At 48.0% G+C, this 21,206-nt stretch carries 13 protein-coding genes and 1 tRNA gene; 10 read left to right on the forward strand and 4 right to left on the reverse strand.

Going from position 1 to position 21,206, the window contains the following annotated elements:
* Positions 1 to 95: 95 nt before the first annotated feature.
* Genes MEFOE_RS09440 through MEFOE_RS13415 form a run of 4 tightly spaced genes read left to right on the forward strand, consistent with a single transcriptional unit; the run spans position 96 to position 7,526 of the window.
* The gene (locus tag MEFOE_RS09440) at positions 96 to 1,058 is read left to right on the forward strand and encodes a UDP-glucose/GDP-mannose dehydrogenase family protein (RefSeq protein WP_160329525.1); all 963 of its coding nucleotides are present in this window, start codon (positions 96 to 98) and stop codon (positions 1,056 to 1,058) included.
* Between the two features lie 17 nt (positions 1,059 to 1,075).
* A complete protein-coding gene (locus MEFOE_RS13410; RefSeq protein WP_083523408.1) occupies positions 1,076 to 6,286 on the forward strand; it encodes a glycosyltransferase in 5,211 nt (1,736 codons plus the stop codon).
* Complete coding sequence (locus tag MEFOE_RS09460; protein WP_067051467.1) at positions 6,283 to 6,957, forward strand: hypothetical protein; 675 nt, start codon at positions 6,283 to 6,285, stop codon at positions 6,955 to 6,957. The genes MEFOE_RS13410 and MEFOE_RS09460 overlap by 4 nt, the downstream gene beginning before the upstream one ends.
* An 11-nt stretch (positions 6,958 to 6,968) precedes the next feature.
* Complete coding sequence (locus tag MEFOE_RS13415; protein ID WP_235809601.1) at positions 6,969 to 7,526, forward strand: TIGR00725 family protein; 558 nt, start codon at positions 6,969 to 6,971, stop codon at positions 7,524 to 7,526.
* Between the two features lie 271 nt (positions 7,527 to 7,797).
* On the opposite strand, the gene MEFOE_RS09465 is transcribed toward MEFOE_RS13415, so the two are convergent.
* Positions 7,798 to 8,652, reverse strand: a complete 855-nt coding sequence (locus tag MEFOE_RS09465; RefSeq protein ID WP_328585451.1) for an esterase/lipase family protein — start codon at positions 8,650 to 8,652, stop codon at positions 7,798 to 7,800.
* Between the two features lie 114 nt (positions 8,653 to 8,766).
* Here MEFOE_RS09465 and MEFOE_RS09470 point away from each other — a divergent pair, with 114 nt between their 5' ends.
* Entirely contained in the window at positions 8,767 to 9,345 is a 579-nt protein-coding gene (locus MEFOE_RS09470) for a HEAT repeat domain-containing protein (RefSeq protein WP_067051471.1), read from the forward strand.
* Here the strand turns inward: MEFOE_RS09470 and MEFOE_RS09475 are convergent, their stop codons facing one another.
* Positions 9,346 to 9,696, reverse strand: coding sequence for a DUF5518 domain-containing protein (locus tag MEFOE_RS09475; protein ID WP_067051473.1), 351 nt, complete (start codon positions 9,694 to 9,696; stop codon positions 9,346 to 9,348).
* Positions 9,697 to 9,853: 157 nt separating this feature from the next.
* Between MEFOE_RS09475 and MEFOE_RS09480 the strand changes: the two genes are divergently transcribed.
* Both MEFOE_RS09480 and MEFOE_RS09485 read left to right on the forward strand, forming a co-directional pair.
* Positions 9,854 to 9,937 (forward strand) — tRNA-Leu (locus MEFOE_RS09480).
* Between the two features lie 299 nt (positions 9,938 to 10,236).
* A complete protein-coding gene (locus MEFOE_RS09485; protein ID WP_067051475.1) occupies positions 10,237 to 10,614 on the forward strand; it encodes a hypothetical protein in 378 nt (125 codons plus the stop codon).
* Between the two features lie 498 nt (positions 10,615 to 11,112).
* Here MEFOE_RS09485 and MEFOE_RS14215 read toward each other — a convergent pair whose 3' ends face one another.
* Positions 11,113 to 14,955: a YecA family protein gene (locus MEFOE_RS14215; protein WP_201785186.1), complete on the reverse strand. Its 3,843-nt coding sequence runs from the start codon at positions 14,953 to 14,955 to the stop codon at positions 11,113 to 11,115.
* A gap of 146 nt (positions 14,956 to 15,101) precedes the next feature.
* The gene (gene cas1 / locus MEFOE_RS09495; RefSeq protein WP_268872623.1) at positions 15,102 to 15,815 is read right to left on the reverse strand and encodes a CRISPR-associated endonuclease Cas1; all 714 of its coding nucleotides are present in this window, start codon (positions 15,813 to 15,815) and stop codon (positions 15,102 to 15,104) included.
* A gap of 162 nt (positions 15,816 to 15,977) precedes the next feature.
* On the opposite strand from cas1, the gene MEFOE_RS14030 reads away from it, so the two are divergent.
* From MEFOE_RS14030 to MEFOE_RS09510, 3 genes are all read left to right on the forward strand, one after another.
* A complete protein-coding gene (locus tag MEFOE_RS14030; protein ID WP_067051480.1) occupies positions 15,978 to 16,118 on the forward strand; it encodes a zinc ribbon-containing protein in 141 nt (46 codons plus the stop codon).
* 1,017 nt (positions 16,119 to 17,135) lie between these two features.
* On the forward strand, positions 17,136 to 17,837 hold the full coding sequence (locus tag MEFOE_RS09505; protein ID WP_235809602.1) for a hypothetical protein: 702 nt from the start codon (positions 17,136 to 17,138) through the stop codon (positions 17,835 to 17,837).
* Positions 17,834 to 21,007: a hypothetical protein gene (locus MEFOE_RS09510; RefSeq protein ID WP_067051485.1), complete on the forward strand. Its 3,174-nt coding sequence runs from the start codon at positions 17,834 to 17,836 to the stop codon at positions 21,005 to 21,007. Before MEFOE_RS09505 ends, MEFOE_RS09510 begins: the two co-directional genes overlap by 4 nt.
* Positions 21,008 to 21,206 lie beyond the last annotated feature (199 nt).

The following is a 21,206-nucleotide window of genomic DNA, read 5'->3' on the forward strand; positions in this document are numbered from 1 at the left end:
AAGTTTCTAGAACCAGACCCGCCACAAAACCAAAAATAATATATGGGATTTCCCCCATATTGAAAATCAGTCAATAGCATCGATGGATGTTATGCATGGAGCATGTGTTCCATGGTATCCGGGATGGTGATCCCATCGAAAGATACACCGCAAACGGTGACGTTTGCCGATCCATTTTGTTATTGGCTCTAAGCACAATTGGAGTCAATAAAATGAGCAATCAACAAGACGTTAATTTCAAGGTCGGTATTGTTGGCCTTGGATCGGTTGGTTCTGCTGTTAAACACGCACTGAGTTTCTACTATCCCTGCACCGGTTATGACATAAAAGGTATCGGTTCATGGAGTGACATTCTGGAAACACAGGTGACTTTTATCACCGTTTCGACGCCGGAAGGCATTGACAGTCGCCTTGACTGTTCAGCGGTTGATAATGTTTTGTCCCGGCTCAACGAAAGTGGGCATTCCGGTATTTGCGTGATAAAAAGCACTGTTGGAGTTGGGTATACAGATTCAGCGGTGAGACGTTTCCCGTGTCTGCGAATCGTTTACATGCCGGAATTTTTACGCGAAAAAAGCAACTTCACCTGGTTTGTCAACCCTGACAGAATCGTTGTAAGCGGAGACGATCAGGATATCGATACTGTGCTGGAATTATTCACCTGGGTAGACGGGCTCTATGACACGGTGCCGGTTTTACGGATGTCTTATATCGAAGCAGAAATTGGAAAACTTGCTCATAATGCAAGAATTGCACTCCTCGTTAGTTTCACAAATGAAATTGAACAGATTTCTCAGGAACACGGCGCCGATCCAAACCGGGTAATGAGTGTAATCCATGCCGACAGACGCGTAAAGTCCCAGGAACATCTGCGACCGGGACTTGGTCCCTATGGCGGGAAGTGCGTCCCGAAAGATACCAGGGAACTGATCAATGCCTCACGCAATACGATACTCCTCAAAGCGGCAGAGACTGTAAATAACACTCTCCTGAACAAGAGGTTTCCCCTCGATGTGAAAACTGCCGTCTCACAACCGACTGAGAAACGGATCTGCTAAGGGGGCACGAGAAAATTATGACGCAACTTGCTGTACTTATTGCCACAAAAAACCGCCCGGAATCCCTGAAAAATGCGCTTCATTCGATTATCCGTCAGACAACTCAGCCGGATACAATTTTTGTTGTCAGTGATTGTGATTCCGAACACGAGAAAGCAACAGATCGAATTATCCATGAGATTGCCCTGACATTTCCACAAATTCGCTTGATAGAAAATCAGAGGACAAAAAATCTCTCCGGCGCAATAAACACAGGGCTTCAAACTCTTATTGAAGATAATTACATCCCTGAATCTACATACTGTGCCCTTCTTGATGACGACGATGAGTGGGAACCGGAGTATCTCTCCCTCTGCCTCGAAAAAGCCGAATCAGAAAACCGGGATGTTGTTATATCGGGCCTTATCCGTCATGAAAAGCAGGATGTTGATGGGGTGCGATTATCTATCCCTGACGCTCTTAGTGTCGGTGATTTTTTTGTTGGAAATCCCCATGTCCAGGGTTCAAATCTTTTTGTCCGGTTCTCGACACTTCTTGCAGCAGGGGGGTTTGACGAAAATCTGGAAAGTACGACAGACAGGGATGTATGTATTCGAATACTCGATCTGAGTTCATGCAAGGTTGGGTATATTCAAAAACATCTGGTACATCACTGGGCTCTTCCCAATACAAACCGGCTTTCTGAACCGCAGTCCCCCCGTAAGATTCAGGGTTTAACAGAATTTTACAACAAATATGCTCCACGCATGAACTCTCAGGAACAGGATGCATTCAGGCATCGTGCCCTGAAGCTGTTTGGATGTGAAATTCATTCCGTTGGAATGCCTGATGGAGCCAAATCGATACCTCTAGACAGACCACGTTGTTATCAAACCGAATCAACAGTTCCTCTGGTCGTTGGTTTCATTGCGACGCGGATGACATCCACTGAAAGTCTCCTCAACGATCTTCATGCTTTTTTTGGGGATTCTTCTGGTATTCGAAGGGTTGTAATCTGTGACAACACACCATCAACCGAAGTTCTCAAACAGTTGCTTGGTCGCGAACAGTATCGATCGCTGAACTGCACGCTGATCAGCAGAAAAACCATCGATGAAGAATGTGATGCAGGAGTATTTGGATCATATCTGCAGGATAAAGAACAACGGAAGGGTATTTCTTCAGGAAGGACTGTCCTTCATCACCATCTTTACAAAGAGGCCAAAAAAATACCCGGTTCTGTTGTATGGGTGTTGGACGACGACATAAGGCTCGAATATCTCACAAATGAGCATACTATTGTCAAATTGTCCTATCAGGATGTGCAGGACACAATAGTGAGACTGAAAAGTCAGGGTATTAGCATCGCCGTTGGAAAAATAACCGGCGACGCGCCGCTCCCAGTGCATAGTACTCTTCGGGTTCAACTTCTCGATATTTTCTCAGAATTGAAACGCAGGGAACAGGTACTAGTCTCTGAATCTTCAGGGCAAAAAAATACTCAAATCAAGCATATTCACCAGACTGATAACTTATCTGGGAAATTTCCGGATTATTACTATGACTATTCGGGCGAACACACTGCACACCTTGAATTGCCTTTTCGAGAATCACTGATGGAAATCCCGACAATTGATGATCTCATCCAGAAGATCCCTGAAATCGGGTTTGGGAAAAATATCTCCCGTCCGGTTATAACCCAACCCTGTTCATCCTGTAGCAAAGTGTCTGTATCATCGCCGTCCATTATCCCTCGGGGAGGGAATACCATCGTTCTCAATCTGGAGTGTCTTCGTGAATTTCCCAACCTGTCTCCCAGAATTGGACAATTGAATGCCCGCCGCGGGGATACGTTCTGGTGTATCCTCAACAATCGCATCAAGGCGACCAGGGTAGGTTTATTCCCCCTTGCCGTACGGCAGGAAAGAACATCTGAAACGACGCGGGCACATGATTTTAGCACACTTCTTGCAGATTTTTATGGCAGTGCCTTCATCCGTGCGATGGATCAGTACTATGAGAGAAAAATTCAGGAAACCGGTTCCGTTCCCCGTCGTCTCAGACTCTCAATAGATAATAATGGCAGGGAAATGATCTCGTCACTGTTCGGGAGTCATCTGAATAGGAGACTTTCCCATTTTGTAATGAATGCCTATCGCATTCGGGGTTTAATCGGTTCAATTGAGAATACATTAGAGTCAGAAGTCTTTTGTGATGTCCAGAGGATCTACGAGGTACATTCATTCCTGAACTCACTGAAACAACTCTACTCTCCTGAGAATATCTGGAAGACCTATCATGAGGGGAAGTGCTGGAACCGTACTGACCTGGATCTGTTTCTCGGTCATTTCAAAGAATATGTGAAGACCTATCACCACAACCTTTCCCAGGAGATTTGTCCGGAACATATCAGATATGCAAAACAGGTTACGGAAAGAATCCTTAGGAAAAGATATCGCGACATATCGATTCCCCTGCGGAACATAGGGTATGGTCATGAAGGAGCCGTATTCACTGATGGCAAAAACGTGTACAAATATTTCTATGCAGGCCTGGCGAATTTTCAGGAAGCCCGCCTTGAAATCCTCAGGAAAAAGGTATTAAACAGCAGTTCTCTTCCCCATTTGAGTTCTCTTACCGATATTATTGAGGAAAATGGAGAACTGATCTTTGTCATGTCCTATGAAGGCGATAAAGAATATTCGGGTGGTCACCTCCAGGATATACTCGCAATTCTGAATGAATGCAAAGAATCCGGCATCGCATTTACAAATTTTCATCCAAAGAACCTGATTGTCAATGGTGATACGCTTAAATTGGTAGATATCGGAGATTCGATTGTTCCGTACAATGAAAAAGAATTCCTTCAGATGTGCAGAAGGGCATATCTTACGTGCCGCTGGTATTTCCGAAAAGATATATCAGAATTGATGTCGACCGCTCTCTTTGACCCGGACCTGCCTGAACTCTGTGGGTTTAACTATTTTTTCGAGGCTACGAAGAAAAAAACAAAAAATGATCTTGTTAACGAAAAAATAGTTCAATTGGTTGCTGAAAGCCGTCCCACAAGGATTTTTGATTATGGATGTGGAAGAGGATCAATTGCAGAAAGACTAGCAGACATGGGGTATCGTGTGTTTGCGTATGATCCAGATCTTTCAGTCCTTCGTAAGAACTCTACCAACCCTATTAAAGCTCATTATGTTGACCCCAACGAATTGGCACACCTGATATTGTGTGGTGAGAAGTTTGACACTGTGGTCTGTAGTCTGGTTCTCTGTACAATCAGCGATAACACGGAAGTAAAGGAGGTCATGGGAAATATCCGTAAGCTGGTTTCAGATGACGGTGAAGTAATTGTTGCTCTTTGCAATCCTTTTTCATCATTTGTTCCGGAATCTGAGACCCATATCAAGTTGGACCTTCCTGAGGATACGAAATATCAAAAACAATTTTGTTACCAGAAAAGAATGAAGGAAACCGGCAAGATTCGGTATGAATGCCACAGGCCGTTCTCATGGTACAAACACCTTTTCCACCAGCATGCCTTTGAAATCTCGGGAATTGAAGAAGTCAAAACACTGGACATTCAAAACCTCTGTCCTTCCAGTGATTTCATCATCCTGAAGTTAAAACCTCTCAATATCCCGGAAAACCACAGTGTCTCACTTCTCATCCGTGCGGGTGCAATGGAATGGGAGACAATCGATCTTCAAATCCGACACATTGTTAGTCAATTGGAAGGACCTCAGACTTTTTTAGAAAAAATCGTGGTCACGGATAACTATACGGGCCCATTCGCACGCCAATATTCTCAGGCAAACCTGATGGATTTCAAAAGGAAACTTGACCGTCTCGTTGCTGAAGGAATAATTGATATGGTGGTGACCGCACCTGAAGATCCCTCAATCATTGAAGACACCAACATAAGATGGTTTAATGTTTCTTCAGCGAACCCGCGTAGTCGGAATGGTCAACCGACCTTTATGGCGCTTTTCGGGTTTGAACAGTGTCGGGGAGATTATATTCTCCATATGGATAGCGACTGCATCATCGCACGAATGGACCGTGACCATGATTATCTGGGAGATATGGTCAGTATTTTCCAGTCCGATCCAAATGCCCTTACAGTTTCATTCAATATCGCAAAATCTGATGATGAACCATACACACGGGATAGTCAGGGGAAAAAATGGCGAACTGAAGTGCGATGTGGGCTGATATCGAGGGCTCGAATTCTATCGTCACTTCCTCTCCCGAATGATGCAGATGAATCAGGCGCACTTCAACTTGCCTGGCATCGTGCTCTCGATACCAAACTTGTTCAATCAGAATGGCAGTCCTATCGTGGGGGAGACCGGCGAACATTTTTCATCCATGTTCCCAACACCACAAAAACCAATGGTAATTTTTGGTTCACTGTGCTCGGGTCTGCGGAACAAAAGAAGATTCCAGAGATCCAGAATAATTCCGTTGATCTCATAGGAACAATGAATGACTGGGTCGGTTCTCTCAGTAATGAATGTGTATTCATCATCCGTGGAAAAGATGTTCCCATTTCAAAATTGCGACGATGTATGGATTCGGTAGATCGGCAAACAGACTCCAGCTTTGGCCTGGTCTTCATCGATGCAGGATCCTTGAATCCAGTTCCCGAGTATATCAAAGAAGTCCTTTTACCCACATGGGGGGAGAGGGCCCGTGCATTTCTCAATTTTTCCCCCCTGACGTCTCTTGAAAACAATGTAATTGCTATTCGAGATATCTGCTCAAATCCGGACAGTGTCATTATCACATTGGATATGGACGATGCCCTCATCGGGACTGATGTCATCGAGTGCCTCAGAGAAAAGTATCGCCAGGGGGCAGATTTGACCGTAGGGTCCATGATACGAACAGATAAATCATGTGATTATCCAGCAATATTCGAGGATGTCCGGAATGCACGGGGCGGCAATGTCTGGCAGCACCTGAGAACATTCAGGAAATATCTCTTTGATGCTATCCCGGAATCCTATTTCAAAATTGATACCGGTTGGATTTCCTTTGCCGAAGACTGGGCTTTTATGATTCCCATGGTTGAGATGGCAAGACATCCGCTCTATGTCAATAAGATTCTGTACTTCTACGAACCCACGGGGAATAAAGACCCGGCAACCAGGCTCCGCCGGGAAGATATGATCGCTAAAATTGTCGAGAAGAATCCCCTGAACCGAGATTTCTGCATCTTAAGGGGCGGTATGGAATGAAACCCGGGGATTATGTACTTAATCTCATCAAAAACGCACCAAAAAATCGTCGGACAATCGCACTCATTCGGCATTCAAAGAAAGAATCGTTTAATGGGATTCCTGACGAGCTTCGTGATTCTGTTGGAATTACTGAGGAGGGCATTGTAATGGCCAGAGAATTTGGTGAAGCAATGAATCAAATCCCCTCTGTACAGAGACTTCTCCTTGGTCATACCATAGCGAAAAGAGCGGAGATGACGGCCCAGTCAATTTTTGATGGATATTGTTCTGACGGTCAGGCAAGGATTCTCGGATGCGAACCGACAATAACAAGTCCGGTCGTAAATCTCGATAATCTGGTAAAGGTAAGAAACACGTTCGGGTGGCCAAATCTCATCATAAAATGGTTGGATGAGAAAATTCCCGGAAATACCCTTCGGAACCCGCATGAATATACTGATGAGACATTGGGGTATTTGTTGCAGTATCCGGGACCGGGCATGGGCGAGTTATTAATCCTCGTTGCTCATGACATTACTCTCTTTCCCTTAATCTACAGTTTATTTGGTGAAAAGATAAAGTCAATCGAATTTCTCAATGGTATCGTCATTTCAGCGGATACAAAAATTGCTGAAATTGCATTTGTTGATGCAAAACACTCATTCAAGACGGAGCGTAGAATTTTATGACCGATCGAAAGATGATTGCAGTGATTGGTGATGCAAATTTGCCGGAAAACTCTGAAAAATATATTCTGGCGGAAAAACTTGGTTGTTGTCTGATCGATAATGGATTTCAATTGATTACCGGTGGACTTGGCGGAGTTATGGAGGCAGCCTCAAAAGGGGCAAAAAATTCCTCCCATTATCGGTCTGGTGATACAATAGGTATTATCCCAGGCAATGATCCGTGTGAAGCAAACCAGTACGTCGATATTTGTATACCTACTGGTCTGGACATTGGCCGGAATATTATAGTTTCAAATGCAGATGCGGTCATTGCAATCGGTGGAGGTGCAGGCACACTTTCTGAGATGGCGAATGCCTGGGCTTTAAAGCGCTTGATTATAGGATATCGTGTTGAAGGATGGAGCGGAAAACTCGCCGACCAGAAAATTGATTCCCGCAATAGGTACCCTGAGATCTCTGAAGATCGGATCTATGGCGTTAACACAGAGATTGAAGCTTTAAATGTGCTTAAATTATTGCCCCGGTATGATAGGAGACATAAAAGAATCATAAAAAGAGGCAGAGAATGAATTTATTTTTAAAACACTCTAAAGAAATCACTACTTATCGATCTTATTACCCTCTGCTCTCCCATCCGTCACTGAAAAAAAGACGCACCTTCACGCTTGCACCCCGTACAAACAAAATCCAGACTGGAAGATAATGTTGATTGTCAAGCAACTTCATCCTGCCTGAATCTCATGATGTCAATCCTTTTCAAATATCTGAGACCAGATTTTGCCTTTGATCTTCGGGGAAGGGGAAGTCCAAACCCCTTCGCACGATCTCCCCTAAGCCCCCTCACTCCCTCTCTGAACACACACCCTGCGGCCGCGTCGCCGGGTCGCGGAGGTACTCCATGACCCTGTCCATTACCTCCGGGTTCTTCGGCAGGGTGATATGGCAGTACAATTCGGGGTGCTCCCCCAGCCTTGCAGAGTCTATCGGGAGGATGTCCATACCCGCCCCAGGCAGGTACGCATCGGTGTGCGGCACGATGCCGTCGCCGGCATAGGTCGTCTGCCACTCCCCTTCAGGACCAAGTGTCCAGGTCTTCCCCTCGAAGTACGGGAAGAAGGCGGGCGTGGCAGAGAGGTTGGCAGTGAGGATCAACCTGTAGGCGATGTCGTCGCGGCCCTTCGCACCCCGCAGCGCGGCAATGGTCCTGCTGTGCGGGCGGACCTCCTGGGCGATGACGTCGTCGGCAGGATCATAGCGGTGGGGCACGAAGACCCCGGCAAGGCGGTCGAGAATCTGCGGGCCATGTTCGGGATCGTTGAAGAGTTCTGAAAGGGAAGACCCGTTGTTCGGCGTGCCAATGCAGATCAACTGCCTGACTCTCTCTTCCCTTTCCATGACTTCGAGGAGGTAGCGGGCAATGCAGCCCCCGACGGAGTGGCAGACCATATCGACAGGGCCGGCATAACCGGTCTCCTCCCGCATCAGAGCGATATAGTCCCCGAATGCAGCGGCGATCTCGGTGAGCGGGGTGTTGCTCATCATTCCGCTGTAGTCGAAGACCCAGTATGGTATCGATGCACTCTCCATCTGTGGGACCAGGCGTTTCCAGACGCCAGGATGACTCTTCCACCCATGGACCAGGACCACCGGACATTTTCTTTCCTCTCTTGATCCATCTCCCATCCCGGAAATCATTGTACATCATTTATACCGAATCACCATTACCCTTTTGTCGGGCCAGGTCCTCCGCAAGTCGGTTCTCTCCGCTCCAGGAAAAGATATATGGCATGGCCTATATGTCCACGGCATATGGGCAGCACGACCCGAGCACTTGAGAAGGAGTCCTGGGACTGGAAAGACGAGTTCGCCGACCTTGGCGACGACCCGGCGGCGTCCCTGATAGAGAAACTCGCCGACGACGATATCGCCGTGCGGTGGAAGGCCGCGTGGGCCCTCGGCCATCTCGGCGACAGCCGCGCCGTCGACCCTCTCATCGCCTCCCTGGACTTCGCCGGCCCCATGGTCGTGGGAGAAGGGACATTCACCCTGAACATGGCCGCCGCCTGGGCCCTCGGGAAATTGAAAGACCCGCGGGCGGCCGACTCCCTCATCCAGGGCCTCTCCAGCGCCTGCTCAGACTATGTCTGGGTCGCGGCCTGGGCCCTCGGCGAGATCGGGGACAGACGGGCGGTCGGCCCCCTGCAGGAGGCGAAGGAGAGGGACGAGTTCGAGTGCGTCTGGCAGGGCGACGCCTCGTGGAGCGAGAGGGTGTCCGACCCTGCGGAGAATGTCGTCCTCACCGCCATCACGGAGCGGACATTCCACGGCCCGGAGACGCCTGTCGAGAGGGCGCTCGAAAAACTGGGCGAAAAAAAGGATTACACCTGATCAGTCCCGCATCGCCCCCGCGATGGCCCCGCCGATAAAGGCGAGGATGCCGAGGTACAGGAAGACGCCGACGACGAGCAGGGTGCCGACGAAGAACCCCGCGAGGAAGCCGACGCCCCCAAGGAAGGCGGTCGCACCGATCAGGATCAGAATGGCGACGATGACCCCACCAAGTATGCCGGCAAGCGCCCCGGCCTTGCCGCCGTTCCACGCTCCCCCCCGTGCGATGTACCCCGCGGCAAACCCGCCTGCGAGGGGCCCGACCACCGGGACGACGAGGTCGACGATCACCATGATCACCCACCCGACGACGACGCCGAGCCAGAAATTCCCGTTTTCTCCCTCTGCCATATGACTCACCCGGCCGTCGATAGGTGGAGGGGCATGATAAAAGTATGCGGGCCGGGCGAGGGGGAGTTCCCGAAATGTTCCGACCGCTCAGGGTCGGTTGCCGCCGCACCTCCGCCGCCATCACCTTTTTGTCGTCCGCTGTCCATGTAGTAGGAGAGCGAGGGTAGCCAAGTCGGCCAAAGGCGCCGGACTTAAGATCCGGTCACGAAGGTGTCCATGGGTTCGAATCCCATCCCTCGCATTCTTTCTGTGGGTTATAGTTAGTAGTGAAAAATGCCACTATCGGAATAGAGACCTAGTGACTCTGTTCAACCCTCCATGAATCGGTCGGTCGTTCCCATGACTTGCTGAAGTTTGGATTCAAGACCTTGTTCAGATCGTATCTTCTTTTCGCTGTTATTCAAGCAACTTAAACTTCTCTATAAAGAGCAGGTTTTGGAGAGTCTGATACCTGAGATGTAGAGCATGAGCACTACGTATAGTATTTATTAGTCTTGCCATTAAATATGGATTAAATGGGCCTATTCTGGAGTTGAAGCGATGAAAACGTATCTATCCCTCTCTGAAGATAGTATGATGGCCTTAAAAGAATGTGAAAAATCTGGCGCGAAAGTCTGTTTGAGTGCAATACCCATTGTTGGTGCTGCCCTAGACGAAATCGCTTTTGAAGGTCGCGGTCGGATGTATCAGAATAGATTAAACAAGTTCATAGAATTGCTTAAAGAGTATATGAGTTCAGTTCGGGAAGAGGAGATCGATTTTACCTACTTAAAAAGCGATGAGTTTGGCGACATCTTTGAGGCGATCATCCGAAAAGTGTTATTAACGGGGTCTGAGGAGAAAATCAATCGCTTCAAGATGATCCTTGTTCAAGACATGAAAAACACCTATCATTCGGACTATAGAAACGTATCTTGATGTCGTATCGAAAATCAATGAAGATCAAATCACGATACTCAACGAATATCGGAAATTCAGAGAAAATCCGTCAGCTGAAGATGGTATACCTAAACGCAATTTAGTTGATGGTGGAACTGCAGGGAGCAAAAAAACGATAATCTCCTCCCATCGTTTACCTTCGCATTATGACCTCGAACAGTCAAAATATCTGTTTTACATTCAGGATCTAGTCTCAAAGTCCCTCCTCTTTGATGATGGATTGGGACGGATTGGAATCGCTCCCTTTGAAGCGCTGGAAATAACCGATTTTGGTTGTGAATTTTTAAACTATATTGAGGGATATGAAAAGGAAAATGGCAGTTTGACCTAAGTTTGAGTTTTGATAAGTAAAAGAAACCCTAAGATAGGATCAAAGTTCTGTCCATTTTTTGCAGAACATTCCTTATGCCCTCTTGGATCTCCAATATCTGTTTATCATTAACCGCGCCCTTGAGTTAGCAATGTGCCTGTACGATGTTACATTTTTTGCAACACCCCAAGACCATCCCGTTCAATTTGATTGAGGGAGATAATCGGAATTTCAGGATCCAAGTCATGGAGATAGGCTGAGGGAATTGCCTCTGATGTTAATACCAGTGATTTTACTTGATACTGTTTTGATAGGCGTGAAAAATATCTTATTACTATATCGTAGTTTTCTTTGAGCCATGTATCCCGCCTTTTATGCTTCGCTATCCAAGAATCCTCTTCTTCAGATCCGTGGTAAAATCTGACAATTTCATTTGCCATTTCCCGGGCATTTCTCCCGAAATTGATATTTTTACATTCTATTGAATAGATCACACCATTTACTTCATCAATTCCGAGAACGTCAACATCTCCTAAATTGTCCCAATTCGATTTTTTCTCAATGGATATAGGTATGTCAATATTTTTCTTGACAAACCACGTTGAATTTTTACTGAACCACTCTTCAACGTAACTAGTAAATTCACCCCCCTTCAAGAGGAGAATTTTATGAATAAAAGATTTCATTTCTGGCGTGGAAAATGTTACATCATACCTTCCATTAGCAATCAATTCCGCAATATATTTGAGGGATCTTTCAGACTGTAACGACCCCCACATTATGATGGGGTCGTCTTTGGGTTCTGAACCAATAAGTAGCGGCCTCCTTGTATGGGATAACCTTCGGCGAAACTTCCAAGGAGCAATATCTGCCTCAAAACTGTATCCTCTAGGTGGGTCTTCCCATGATCTTCGTTTTTTAAGTGAAAATTCTTTTATTGCTAGGTTAACATCTTGATCAGTCCAGCTTAATGCCTGTTTGACACGTTTTTTGAATTCGCTTATATTAAGAGAATATACAGGACCTTGCTGTTCTGGGCAAATAAATAATTCTGTACTATGAATTAAGCAACAAAAGAACCTACTTAATTGAGTTGTATCAAATCCGAATTCGGTTGAAACAGCTTTGTCCATCTCCTCAAGTAATACTATTTTCCTTGGAAGATCCTGTTTTTTCTCGCAATCGAATACTTCTTTATAACCATCATAGGATCCCTCTACGTATTCTTTTGTTTTCTCCTTGAGAAATGCTATATATTTGGCTTCTAAGTCTTGCATTGGAATATAAATTCTGCCTGCTTCACCGTATTGAAATTCTGACTGAAGAATTTGATTGTAATAAAAATCAGCAGCTGTAGCCCAATCTATGAAGTTATGAAGAATTGCTAGCATTTTGTCAATATCATCAGAATTTGACTGTTTATTCCCGTATGGGGGTTCAGCAACTATTATTTCAATTAAAGTCCTTACACATAACATTGTTTGGTCGATTCTTGAGAGTTTTTTCATCACAGTCTTTGGATATTCAGAATCGTCGGGATAGCAAGCAATTTGATATGGTACCAAAAAATGCATTTCTTCCCCCATATGCAAAATTGAATCGTTTAGCCCTATAAGAATTGTTAGAATTTCATCCCCCCGGTATTGTTTAACCAACGATTTTAGTCTCTTAAGATATACTTCAACAATTTTTTTACAGATCTCAATTTTCTCAGATTGGGTGAGATTTTCGGCGAATTTACATTCTTTTAGTTCACTCATAAGACCAAGCGATTGCTCTTGCACATCATGATACTGAATTAATCTCGGTTCTGGGAAATTACCGTCACTTAGAAGGCCATTGCTCAAATTAGAAAATAGAAGCAATTGCTTTTTAATTCCGAGTGGCGCGTAGTTCTTAATTATACTGTCTATCTGTTGGCTAGTGAGAGAACTCTCACCCAATTCTCCTTCAATAAAGTAGGAGATTGCCCTTAATAGCCCGTTTAATAGTACACGCTCGCCAGAATTGTCCGAGCCTATTATTTGCTTTAAAAAGGTTTGGGGAATGAAGAATACGATATTTCTTCCTTTTATTTGGATTTGAAAAGAATCATCTCCACTATTATTGTCTAAGAATGCCTTACTAGTATGACACCAATTCTCAATATTCTCACACTTCAAAAAGATATGAATAGGATTGGTTCCGAGAGGCTTAAGATATTCTTTTAATCCAGGGGTGAACTGTGAGAGCCAATATGCAATTGTTTTTGTAAAATCCTTAACAATTTCAAATGTCTCAAATGCAAGTTCGTCAACAGTGTCGTAATACAATATCCAAAGTGGCTGATAGTAACCTTCAACCTCATACCCAAAACAATTTGAAACCAGTTCTTCCAGTTGATATATTGGAATTTGTGAATCAAAATAAGCGTTCACCACAGGAGCATAAATGGTCTGATCCCCCTCTCCCAGAGGGACAAGATGCGAATCGTACATACGCGCTACTTTTAGCCTAAGTTTTTTTCCCAAACCAGGAGGTATTGGTACAACTTTTGGAAAATTTCGAGATTCTAGGATTAGTGTGTCTTTTTCTTGGTAAAATGAAAATATATCAAGAAAAGAGTATGAAAAATAATGATAGTAATCAGAGGCATCTGAAGCGGCTTTAACATATTTCCATAGCGTGAGCCGATCACACATTCCAGACAAACTGATTATTTTTAAATTTTCAGCCGAGATCAGTAGTGTACGTATTTGTTCGATGTTTTGATACTTGAGATAGGATTCACGCCCAATATGGCCGATAATCTTCAAAATAAAAATGTCAGTAGAACTGCTTAGATCCTTCTTCAAACTACCAAGAACTTCTATGTCTCTCTTTCGGATCTTCTCAATTAATTCCTTTGTATCCCATTCACCCTTTGGATTTTTGATGTCGTACCCTTCAACAGGATCACAAATTAATTGGACATAAGCAATTTTATCTGAATCTATACGAAATAATCCCTCCTCAACGGGTAGAGTTTCGTTGAGTGGCGGGAAAAGATAGTCCAACAGATCATAGCCCATTAAAAAGAGATATTTAAGCGAATTTGACCATAATATCTCACGATAATATTTAGCAAAATCGTACTCGATATGATATTCTATTGCGGTTTGAATTATGTTGTGCCTTAATGCACAAAGTAAGGAGATCGGATTTAACACAACAAACTCGCTGCCGAAGTTAACTAGCGGTGAAATCGCTAACTGATTACTACCAGGATCAAGATTTTGAAATTTTTCACTTCCAATATCTGAGATGAATGGAATTATCACCTCGTTGATTGCGGGAATTATTTTTTCAATTTCCTTCTTTTGGAAAGTTACTGCGTCTTTATAAGTAATGAATTCACTATCCGTTGGAAGGCTGATATCCTCTCGTTTGCTTGTCCAATCATGAGGGGTGTCCATGTATCGGCGATGGCCCAATCTTCTTGCTATTTCATTACTTATAGTCAAAATTGCTAAAGACCTAGACAATACATCCTTATTGAAATCATCTGGGAATTCATCTTGACAGGAATTAATAGTAATGAAAATATTTTCAAGAATTAAGTTTTCTTCGTGATAGATGCTTGGATAAACATTATTATCACCATTTAAATAGGAGATATTTTCTGTGAAAAGGTGTTCTGGGGGGTCTTCCTTTAATCCTATATCGCTAATTGTTGGGAGATATCTATTGAGATGCTGACAAAAGTCTTCGATGTCAATACAAGTATCTCCAAACCTTTTTATTGAGCAGGCTACCTGAGCCGCAGCCTCAAGTCTAACTGCATGATAGTCGTTTTCAGGAACAAGTTGAAGCCCTCCAATTGTGGCAATAAGATCCTCCCCTCTAAGGGTTCTAAAATATGATTTTAATAAACCAAATTCTGCTTTTGGAACCTTTGAAAATACATCATCGAATCTACCATAGCAGCAGTTTTTATATTTCTTTCCACTCCCACAGGGGCAAGGGTCGTTTCTGCCTATTTTTCCACTCATTTTCCACTCTTCTCCCTCGCACACAAAGGGGGGTGCAGAAAGTTGATTTCGAAGAAAATCAAGCTAATAGTTGTCTCTATCTCCACTACGCATCAATCTTGTGAAACTAATCGGTAATTATCGACCAGAATGAAAAGAAAATGAGATCAATATGAGGATGGAAGCGTCTTTTTGAGTTGATCCCACTGCATCAAACGCTCAACAACATGTTGATTGAGGGAAAACGGCTTATCAGCCTGCGCGTTCTGCTTCATGTAATGCAATGCTCCCTTTGAGAAACCGAGTTTTTTCCAGTCACTGTAGGAGATGCTAAGGATCTTCTTGCGTATATCAACCGTATCAACCCTGTCAACCTGATACTCCGGCTTCATGAAATCAAGACTGCGCTTCTTGCCTGTCAGATAGTGCGCCAGCTCCCGACATTTCAACAGCATCACATAACTCCACATCAACTCCTTGCCCTGATACTCAACCGTCTTGTTGAACCACGCGTTGACCTCCTCCGTCACCTTCCGCGCTCCGGTGGGCCGCAGCCGGAGCGCATAATTCTCCGTCCTCACGAAGTCCTTCGTGTCCATCACATCCCTCTCAACGAGGTTGATCACCGCCAGATCCACCAGGAACCGGAACAACTCCTGCATGTCGTAGGCCAGACTGTTCTTGCCCGGCTGCATCTCATGGAGGAAGCCCACATGCGCATCAAGCCCCATGCTGTTGATGACCCACAGGCACTCGGCTTCGAGAAGCGCATACCCATAGTTCAGCATACAGTTGACCTGATCCCCCGCTCCCGAAGGCCGTGTCCTGAAACGCGAAATAGGGACGGCTCGCCGTGCTCCCTCGCCCTGATCGCATCGCACCGCGGGCCTCCTTTAATCATCGGACCAGAGCGACGAAGCTGGGGGCGCCCCCCGCGACCAAAAATGATCCTGAGCAAATACGGCGGGCCATCGACAGACCCCTCCACACTTTCAGCCCCCGCACAGCCCACCTTTATCGGACCTCCGCCCTGTTCTCTCTTCATGCCATACACATCCGGCGACAGACCCGGCAAAGGAAGATACCTCTGCCTCGGGTGCGGAAAGGTCCTCACCCTCGACCACACCACCGAAACCCTCCCGCCGTGCCGCATCTGCAAAGGTGACGAGTACCAGAAGGAATGAGCCGTTTCGCTGTGAGGGGATCACGGTGCTCATGTGTGCCGTGATACGAGCACATGATCCCCTCCCGCAATGGAGACAGATATGTGCGGATCACAGAACCCGGCGACCGCTCCCGCCCGGCAGGTACCGATACCGGCTGCCCTTTCCTATACACTGCTGCGGGAGGGGAGACTTTCCCTGCCCCCCCCCAAAAATTCGCGCCGATTTCCGCCGTTTTTCCCGCCCTTCTCCCCCTCGATCCCGGGCACTATCATATCCGAACCTCTGCCCCCACAAAACGCCCATCCAGGCCCTCCGAAATCGCGCAATTTCCTGCCGAATACGCACAACATCCTCAAAATGGGTGTCCCCCAAAAGGCGGCCATACCACCGTATTTTATGGGCAGAAGAGACGAAACAGAGGTCATAACGGCGAGATCAGGGAGGGGGAGTGGTCCCCCTCCCGATGGTCTCCCCTCAGGCGAGGTCGTCCCCATATCCCCATCATGACGATATACCCGGGGTGAATCGGTCCCTGGAATGAGAACCCCTATCGCGACTTTGTGATCAGTGCGGGGTGCCGGTCGACCATATCCCGGCCAAACTATTTAGAACATATTATATGTAAACAGATAAATTTCATACTATTATCGATTCGGGAGAATCTTTTGACCGGTTTGATACATTTTCACTTTCCTTAGTCAGCCTGAACTTCCGGGGTGTTAAACGACGATGACAACGAATGATAGGTTAAACGGAATTCGTGAGAAATGCAGAGACGCAGCGTCCGGTGCTGCCGATATGGCAACTGCAATGACCAACTCCGCATCGGCCAGTATCTCCACAGGTGTCAGAGAAATGCGCGAGAAATCGGCGTTATCTTCACAGAGAGGTGCGGATAACGGCGTTTCTTCTCGGGATGGAGATACCTACGCAGCGGCGGAAGCGGGCGAATGCGTGCTCTCCGGCGAGTTGTGTGTCTGCAGTGCGACGGACGACAGAGCGGAGATCACGATTACGCACTCTCCGGGCGAGGTTATGAAAAAGTGTGCGCAGACCAGAATCGACGGGTTCAAAGAGGCCCTGCACGACAGAAAACTGCTGACTGTTGCGGGAATCATGGCTCTAATCTGGCTGATCCTCTCCCTCCTCCCGGCAGTGGGGATTAATCCTGCACCTGTCCAGTCCCTCTCCTTTGTGACCTTTGCGCAGGGAGGACTGACCGGCGGCATTCCCGGATTTATCGGCGGCCTCGTCGGGAAAGGCCTGATCGCCTACTTCGTGACGCTCATCATCGTCGGAGGGATCTCCGGGGACGAGATCTTTTCGGGCATCCGCTCTCTTTTTGCACACTTCTCCGGAGGGAAATGGGATCTGGCATCTGTTTCGCCCCTTCTCATCGGCGGCGGGGCAGCGCTTTTCATCTACAACTTCCTGGCCGGAACATCGACGATCCTGAACTGCATGGTGGGTGTCGTTGCGTTTCTCATCGCAACCCGTTCGCTGATGACCAGGTCGGGCTGCGTACGAAAAGTCTTTGCTGCGGTCTTTGCCCGGGACGGCAAGACCGATTCCGGACATCTTACGAGAGTCATGGCAGGATGGGCAGGAGGATTTGCTCTCGGCGTTGTCCTCTCGGTCGTGGGCGGCTATATCTGCTACATTGCCGGATTCATCTTTCTGGTCGTCGGCGTCCTTCTCATGTATGCCGGTGAAAGGAAGGGAGGTGTTGCGGCATGAGGCTGACGGCACACATTCTGGTCGTCATCTGTGCGGTCGCACTCCTCTCCGGGACCGCGGCTGCAAGCTATTCGCTCAGCGATACGAACGCGTACGACTACAAACTGGCCCCCAAGTACGTCCACAGCATGGAAGGAGACGAATATGTTGTCGAAATGCCGATTGAAGTCTACAAGAAAGGGACAGACAAGCTTCTTGCAACCGAGAACACTCTGCTGATCGTCGGCAACCTGGGAAAGATCGAACCCCAGGCCGGGAGGGTGGATGTCTCGAGTCTCCCAAAAGACGTCTCCAAGTACACATACGGCGACCTTTCCGTCGATGAAGTGCAGGGCACGGGCAAAGTTACCGGCAGCCAGTATATCATAACGAACTTCGGTCTCAATCAGAAATACAAAACCGTCAGCGACTTTGCGTCGTATCTTAAGACAGACCTGCAAAATTCGGTGAAAGGCTCCAGCGCGAAGATAGAGTACGTCGACAAAACGATAAACGGGCATCGCGTTGTCGGGGTGCTCGAGATAAGGGACGACACCAACTGGAAGGCCGGAGGGATACGGACAGACAACCACCGGAGCAATACCTTCACCTACTACGTCATCAGGGAAGATTTCTATCCGGCGGGTTCGGGGCTTGCTTACTTTAAAATAAACGGCAATTTCGACTACACCCACACGATGGGCAGAGTGCTGTCGAGTTATCCCTATCCTTCTGAGAGTCAGGTGAACACAGCAATCTCCGAGATGGACAGGGCGCTTGCCGACGCGATGACGTTCCTGGACTCAGTCGTCAACGACGCGGCAAACGCAAAAGCAAAGCTCATTGTCGGGAACTATGACGAGGTTTTCGGCGGCTACGGGGCCGGCACGTTTTCCCTTAACACTCCTGCGGGAGGTGCCGGCGAGACCGACTACGGCATACCGCTCGTGGTCGTCGCCGGGATCTTCTCCGCGGGCGCCGCCCTTGCAGGCGCTGCAGCCGCGGCAGGCGGTCAGGGGAGCAGTGAGACGGAGCGCACAAGCACCTACAAAATGCGGGTCCGAAAAGACTTCGGCGACATCATCGTCCGCGGCGAGAAACCCGAGACACTCTATGCCCAGATGGTCGAGACCACGGCAGAGGGAGAGGTGATCGAAAGAGACGACCTCACCGCGGCATTATCGATAACCTCCGGAGGCGGGCTTCGTGTCGAAGACCAGACGCTCACCGGCGGCTATATGGCGGCTTCCGTCTCCGCGGACGAATACGAGCAGGCCGAAGAGGGTATCGTCAGGGTATCGTACACCGGAAAAGGCGGATCTTTTACGAACAACATCCATTTCCACATAATCGGAGAACCGACGCTCAGATTCCCCGAACAGGGGAAGTCCATGGACATGCGGCTGAACGTCCTCTACGGCGACGGGAAGACATACGACGTCGAGGTCGAACTCGTCGACTTCCTGGAGCCGCCGAAGGATATCACGATCACGCAGCTCGACGAGGCGCCGCTTTCGAGTTCCCTGGAAAAGGTCGACGAGACGCACTACACGGCAAAGATCGTCAACACGAGTCCCCTCCCCGAGGTGGGCGCCCAGGTACAGAGTTTCATTGTACGGGTCATCGCCACCCGCGCCGACGACGAGACTGTCGAAGAGAGCTTCACGGTAAACTTCTACCCCGAAGGCATCAGCGTCACCGGTGTCGTCTACGATAAAGAAGGGCATGCGCAGTTTGCGGCGTACGACGACCAGGACACGGAAGAAGACGACGTTGCAAAAACGAGTTTTGCTGTCAATCTCGCCGTCAGGACGACTGAGAACGGCAAAGACGTGGTAAAACTCCTGGAAGGAGCGGAGTACACGCCCGAGTTCGGCGAGATGAAGGGGACGGAGCAGCGGACTGAGGTCCTTGTCAGGAAGTTCAAATACGCCATTGAAAAGAGGCAGGACAACACCGACAAGACGTACCTCTTCGTTCCGTCCCAGCAGATCGGTGAGGCGAAGAACAACCCCTATTACCTGACCCTCCCGATCGCCTGCGAGTACGGCGACACGACCTATGAACTCGATCTTCCGGTCCGCCTTATCGGAGACCAGCTTGGAGTACGCAGCGACCGCGAGACCGAACTTGCCCTCCTGAAGAAGAGGATCCAGAAGTTCGGCATCAATGCCGATGTCGCCCTTTTCCTCAGAGAAAACGCAAAGGACCTCTCTGCCGACGAGCTTCGCCTGATCAGCAAGAAGATCGTCTACGACTCGATCGTGTACCACACGCAGGAATCGGCAGACTTCATGCAGACTGCCAGTTCCATGGACAGCTGGATTACCTATCTCTCCATCGTCAAATGGTTCGGCGACCAGGCGTTCTCGTACCTTGCAACCGTCTATACGGGGGCGGCAGGCGAGGCGATTCTCACGCCGACGAAGGAGCTCACCGTCGAACTGATCGGCGAGCTCTCGGCCGACCTCTTCATGGGCAACGGGGTGAACTGGAAAGAGGTAAAGGTGGGCCAGCATATCTCCGAGATGATCGAGAACTACACCAAGTCGTGCTTCGAGGATATCCAGAAGGCGAATCCGAAGAAACTCGCCCAGGTTATCGCGGGGCTCTGCGTCTTCAACCTGGTGCGCCACTACACCTTCGATCTCGACGAGAACGGGAAACGCAGCCTGTATAATGCGATTGTCTCATCGTTCTCCGACATCTCGCTTGAGTTCTTCAAGAACAAGTTCGGAGGCTTCCTCAAGGACAAGATCAACGACCCGTCGTCCGGCGTCTCCAGACTCCTGAACTCGTCGGCGGCCAGGATGCTCGAGGACCTGATGCCCGAGGGCAAACTCTCGGTTCCGGGCGTGAACACCCTCATGGAGGATGCAATGGTGGGCAAAGCCCTCCAGAAGTACGTGGAGGAGGTGTTCGGTTTCGGTGCGTCGTATGTGACGCAGACGGCGGGCAAACTTGCTGCCGAGACCCTCTTCGTCAAGGTGACGGTAGGAGTCCCTGATTCGGACAGGGAGATCGACTGGTATGTCGTCGTGGACCCGGTCAAGGCGGCCGACAAGCTCTTCGAGTACATCTTCACGTCGCTCTACGAGTCCTTCCCGTTCCCGACTGCGGAGAAGGGAGTCGCCTGCGACCCGCGTGACCCCATCTACATGAACCCGGAGAACAACCAGAAGATCGGATGATCCTCTTCCCCTCTATTTTGCGAGTCTCACGGCTATTCATCGCCGAACGGATCAGAACTCCAACGACGACGCTACAGCATGATACAATGGTGCTAGAACGGATCACATACCTGGACGGTTATGATACACCCGATAGCAGCACTCCGTTTCTGGTGCTGGACTCGTACCTATCATATAGATGTGTGGAGCAGACACCCGC

It is taken from the genome of Methanofollis ethanolicus (assembly GCF_001571385.1).
GTDB classification, from domain to species: domain Archaea; phylum Halobacteriota; class Methanomicrobia; order Methanomicrobiales; family Methanofollaceae; genus Methanofollis; species Methanofollis ethanolicus.